Source organism: uncultured Abyssibacter sp., assembly GCF_964000955.1.
Classification (GTDB): domain Bacteria; phylum Pseudomonadota; class Gammaproteobacteria; order Nevskiales; family OUC007; genus Abyssibacter.
This window is the reverse complement of record NZ_CAXFCL010000357.1, coordinates 1-4,611: the sequence shown is the minus strand read 5'-3', so window position 1 is coordinate 4,611 and position 4,611 is coordinate 1. Positions and strand designations below refer to the sequence as shown.

General features: G+C 64.4%; 5 protein-coding genes. 4 read left to right on the top strand and 1 reads right to left on the bottom strand.

Annotation, left to right across the window (positions count from 1 at the left end):
- Positions 1–79 precede the first annotated feature (79 nt).
- A complete protein-coding gene (locus tag ABNS06_RS17500) occupies positions 80–538 on the bottom strand; it encodes a DUF4442 domain-containing protein (RefSeq protein WP_348675892.1) in 459 nt (152 codons plus the stop codon).
- Between the two features lie 98 nt (positions 539–636).
- On the opposite strand from ABNS06_RS17500, the gene ABNS06_RS17495 reads away from it, so the two are divergent.
- The 4 genes from ABNS06_RS17495 to ABNS06_RS17480 form a co-directional block, all read left to right on the top strand.
- A complete protein-coding gene (locus ABNS06_RS17495) occupies positions 637–1,497 on the top strand; it encodes a kinase (RefSeq protein ID WP_348675891.1) in 861 nt (286 codons plus the stop codon).
- On the top strand, positions 1,494–2,330 hold the full coding sequence (locus tag ABNS06_RS17490) for an HAD-IIB family hydrolase (RefSeq protein ID WP_348675890.1): 837 nt from the start codon (positions 1,494–1,496) through the stop codon (positions 2,328–2,330). The genes ABNS06_RS17495 and ABNS06_RS17490 overlap by 4 nt, the downstream gene beginning before the upstream one ends.
- A gap of 5 nt (positions 2,331–2,335) precedes the next feature.
- A complete protein-coding gene (locus tag ABNS06_RS17485) occupies positions 2,336–3,562 on the top strand; it encodes a hypothetical protein (protein ID WP_348675889.1) in 1,227 nt (408 codons plus the stop codon).
- Positions 3,555–4,611 (top strand): alpha-amylase family glycosyl hydrolase (locus ABNS06_RS17480; RefSeq protein ID WP_348675888.1); only part of this gene is annotated, 1,057 nt, incomplete at its 3' end. The genes ABNS06_RS17485 and ABNS06_RS17480, both read left to right, overlap by 8 nt.

Sequence of the window (4,611 nt, the reverse complement as noted above, 5' to 3'; positions counted from 1 at the left end):
CGCTTCGCGCAGTCGACAGTCCGAAAGTGCGGACATTCGGACAGCCTCATGTCCGAACCGCGACTAAATCAGTGTTTCCCTAGCTGTCGGGCGACGACGAGGCCTTGAGCTGCCGGCGCACATACAAGGTCTTGTGTATGCGGGCGATGCGGCGTCCATCGCCGTCGAGGACGCGGACCGTCCGTTCGGGTGATACCGAGCGGGCGCCCGCGTCCAACGCGTCGCGGATCTCGTCGATCTCTTGATCGCTCCACTCGAAGCGCGCATGGACGGGACCGCGACCCGGTCGCAGAAAGTCGATCGTGGCGCCCTTGTCCCAGACCTCGTGACCGGGGCCTAGGCGTGCGACAAGCAGCAGGACCAGGTGCGGATCGCACATGGAATAGAGACTGCCGCCGAAGTGCGTGCCAAACGCGTTGCGGTTGTACCAGCGCAAGTCCATCCGTACCTCCATGGACGAAAAATCCGGTGCCAGCGACGTCACGCGAATCCCGGTCCCCCAGTACGGCGGATAGATGTTCAAAAAGGTTTTGAACAAGCGGGGATACTTGTAGAGTCTGTTTGACATCGCGACTGCCTGGTTGCGGGTGTCTCGGACACGCACTGTATTGGCTCGCCGCTTGCAAAGGAAACGCCGTGAAGCACAGCTCGGCTCAACGCGATCAGGTGTTTGTGACACCGGCCTACGACGCGGCCGTGGACTCGGTTTGCGCCGCGATTGCGCAGTGGCATCGTCAGGGCGCGACCGTGATCGGCCTCAGCGGCGCACAAGGAACGGGCAAGTCCACGCTGGCGGCGCACCTTCTTGATGCACTGGCTTCCCGTTTCGGCTTGCGCGGCTGCACGCTGAGCCTGGACGATCTCTACCTGACCCATTCCGCGCGTGTAGGCCTGAGCAAGCGGGTGCACCCGCTGTTCATCACGCGGGGCGTGCCGGGAACCCACGACCCGATGATGGGCCTGGCGATCATGCGCACCTTGCTGGCGGCCGATTCGGATACCGAGGTCGCCGTGCCCCGTTTCGTGAAGGCCATCGACGATCGTGCACCGCTGTCCGAGTGGCACCGGGTCCGTGGTCCGGTGGACATCGTGCTGTTCGAGGGCTGGTGCCTGGGCGTCGGGCCGGTGGAACCGGATGAGGACGGTGCGCCGATCAATGCGCTGGAAGCCGAGGAGGATGCCGAGGGACTCTGGCGCGCTTACATCGAACGTGAACTCCGCGGCTCCTACGCCGAGCTGTTTGCCCGCATGGACCGGCTGGTGTTTCTCCAGGTCCCGGATTTCGAGCAGGTGGCGGTCTGGCGCGGGCAGCAGGAGGCCGAGAACGCGCGCCAGGTGGAAGGCGCCCAGCCGATGACGCCGGAGGCGTTGCATCGCTTCATCAGCCACTATGAGCGGTTGACTCGCCGGGCGCTGGCGACCCTGCCCGATCGCTGCGATGCGCTGATCACGATTTCGCGCGATCACGTGTTCGAGCAGGTGGACGTGCGTTCGTGACGCCGGTGCCGCCGGCCGTGGTCTTCACGGATCTCGATGGCACCCTGCTCGGACATCACGATTACAGTGTCGATGGTGCCTTGCCGGGTCTTGAGCGCTGCGCCGCACTGGGTGTGCCGGTAATCCCGACGACCAGCAAGACCGCCGCCGAGACCGGGGCGCTGATGCGCCGGCTGCAACTCGACTGGGCCTGCATCGTCGAGAACGGAAGCGCCGCCATCCTGCCCGGACATTCGCCGTGGGCGGCCTCCCTGCCCCATACCAGCGCACTTTGTTTCGGCATCCGGCGTGAGCAGATCGGTGACGTGCTGGGGCGCCTACGCGCCGAGACCGGCGCCCGCTTCACCGCGTTTAGCGAAATGAGCCACGAACGCATTGCCGAACTCACCGGCCTGTCGCTGGCCGATGCCGCCCAGGCCGCGGCGCGCGACTATTCCGAGCCACTGCACTGGGAAGACACGGCCGAGCAGCTGGAGGCCTTCGAAGCCGCGGTGCTGGCAGCCGGCCTGCAATGCCTGCGCGGTGGTCGCTTTGTTCACGTGCTTGGGCGTACCGACAAGGGCAAGGCCGCACGGGCGTTGCTGGACGCTGTCGGCCTGACGCGTTGCCCGATGATTGCGCTGGGCGACGCGGGCAACGACGAGGCCCTGATCGCCGCCGCGGATGTCGGCGTCTGGGTGCGTTCGCCGCGCGGTTCGGCTCCGCCCACTCAGGCCCGCCGCCTGACCCTGCATACACGAGCGCTCGCCCCGAGCGGCTGGACCGAAGGCGTGAACGCCGCACTGAATGCCTGCATTGGAGACGATCGCGAGTCCGCGCGCGGAATCGCCTGACCACTATGAGTGATTTTTTTCAGAACGGTGTCATCACGACGCTGCACCAATTGCGTCACCGCCCCATTGAAGAGGTGGAAAGCGAGTTGCTGGAGTTCGCGCAGACCCGGCCGCTGTCGCTGGTGCTGCCCTGCCTGGTCGACGAGCTGTCACGCCCCGCGCTGCAGACCATCGTGGCCGAGATCGCCAAGGCGCCGTATCTGAGCCAGATTGTTGTCGGCCTGGACGGGGCCGACGAGGCCGGCTATCGGGCCGCCCGCAAGTTCTTCGCGCAACTGCCTCAGAACACCCGCGTCATCTGGAACGACGGCCCGCGTCTGCAGGCCCTGGACGCCCGTCTGCGGGCGGAAATGCTCGCGCCGGAGACACGCGGAAAGGGCTGCAACGTGTGGTATTCGCTGGGGTACATCCTGACCCACGGCGAAACCTACACCGGTGCCGTGGCGTTGCACGACTGCGACATCCTCGATTACGACCGCACGATGCTCGCGCGGCTGCTCTACCCGGTTGCGAACAACAACTTCAGCTACGAGTTCTGCAAGGGCTACTACGCGCGCATCGGCCAGCAGCGAATCAACGGTCGAGTCTGCCGCCTGCTGCTGACGCCACTGATCCGCACGCTGCGCAAGATTTTCGGGCCGCTGGATTATCTGGAATACCTGGACAGCTTTCGCTACGCGCTGGCCGGTGAGTTCTCGCTGCGCACCGGCGTGCTGTCCGACCTGCGCATCCCCACGGACTGGGGGCTGGAGATCGGCGTGCTGTCGGAGATGTTCCGCAACTACTCGACCAACCGCCTGTGTCAGATCGACATCGCCGATCAGTACGATCACAAGCACAAGGCGCTGTCGGCACATGATGACAGCGGTGGCCTGGCGAAGATGTCCATCGACATCATCAAGGCGATCTACCGCAAGCTCGCGACCAACGGTGTGGTCTTCACCACGGAAAGCTTTCGCTCGATCAAGGCGACCTATTACCGGGTGGCGCTGGATTTTGTCAGCATGTACGCAGCCGACGCCCGCGTGAACGGTTTGAGTTTCGACAACCACCGGGAGGAACAGGCAGTGGAGCTGTTTGCGCAGAATATCGTCAAGGCCGGGGAGATCTTTCTGAAGAATCCGATGGAAACCCCGTTCATTCCGAGCTGGAGCCGCGTGCGATCGGCGCTGCCCGACGTGCTGGACGAGCTCTCCGACGCCATCGAGGCGGATCATGTCGACTATGGCTGAACCGACCCCCTGGCGGTTGCGTGATCGGTTGCACGATCACATCCGCCTGCTCTATCCGGACGCGGATACCGGTTCGCTGGTCGAGGCCTGCATGGCCGCCATGCGCCTGGATCCGGAAACACCGACACCGGAGGCCCGGCGCAACCTTTGGAGCGAGGCCGATTCGGTGGTGATCACCTACGGTGACACGATCACCGAACCCGAGGCGCATCCGCTGGACAGTCTGGCCGGGTTCATGCGCGACCGCCTGAGCGGCACGGTGTCGGCCGTGCACATCCTGCCGTTCTATCCCTGGACGTCCGATGACGGTTTCGCGGTTTCCGACTACGGCGTCGTTCATCCGGATCTGGGCGACTGGGACGACATCCGCCAGATCAGCCAGGATTTTCGTGTCATGGGCGATTGCGTGATCAATCACTGCTCCGCATCGCACCAGTGGTTCAAGAACTACCAGCAAGGCGTGGCGCCGGGTGTCGGCTACTTCGTCGAGGCGGATCCCGGCGAGGATCTCAGCGCCGTGGCGCGGCCGCGCACCTCGTCCCTGCTCCTGCCGGTGGACACCCGGCAGGGGCTGCGACATGTCTGGTGCACCTTCGGTCATGACCAGATCGACCTGAATTTCGCCAATCCCGAACTAATGCTGGAGGTGATCCGCCTGTTCCGGCTCTACCTGAATCGCGGCGTCAAGGCGTTTCGCCTGGATGCCGTGGGTTATGTCTGGAAGGAGCGCGGCACCAGCTGCCTGAATCTGCCGGGTGCGCACGAGGTCGTGCGACTGCTGCGCACCCTGGTGGAACACGCCGAGCCGGACGCGTGGATCATCACCGAGACCAACGTTCCGATCTTCGAGAACCTCGCCTATTTCGGCAATGCCAACGAAGCGCACCTGATCTACAACTTTTCCCTGCCGCCGCTGCTGCTGCACGCGCTTTGCACCGGTAACAGCCGCTATCTGCGCGCATGGATGATGAGCATGCCCCCGGCGCGGGATGGCACGACCTACTTCAACTTTCTTGCCTCCCATGACGGGATCGGACTGAGGCCGGTGG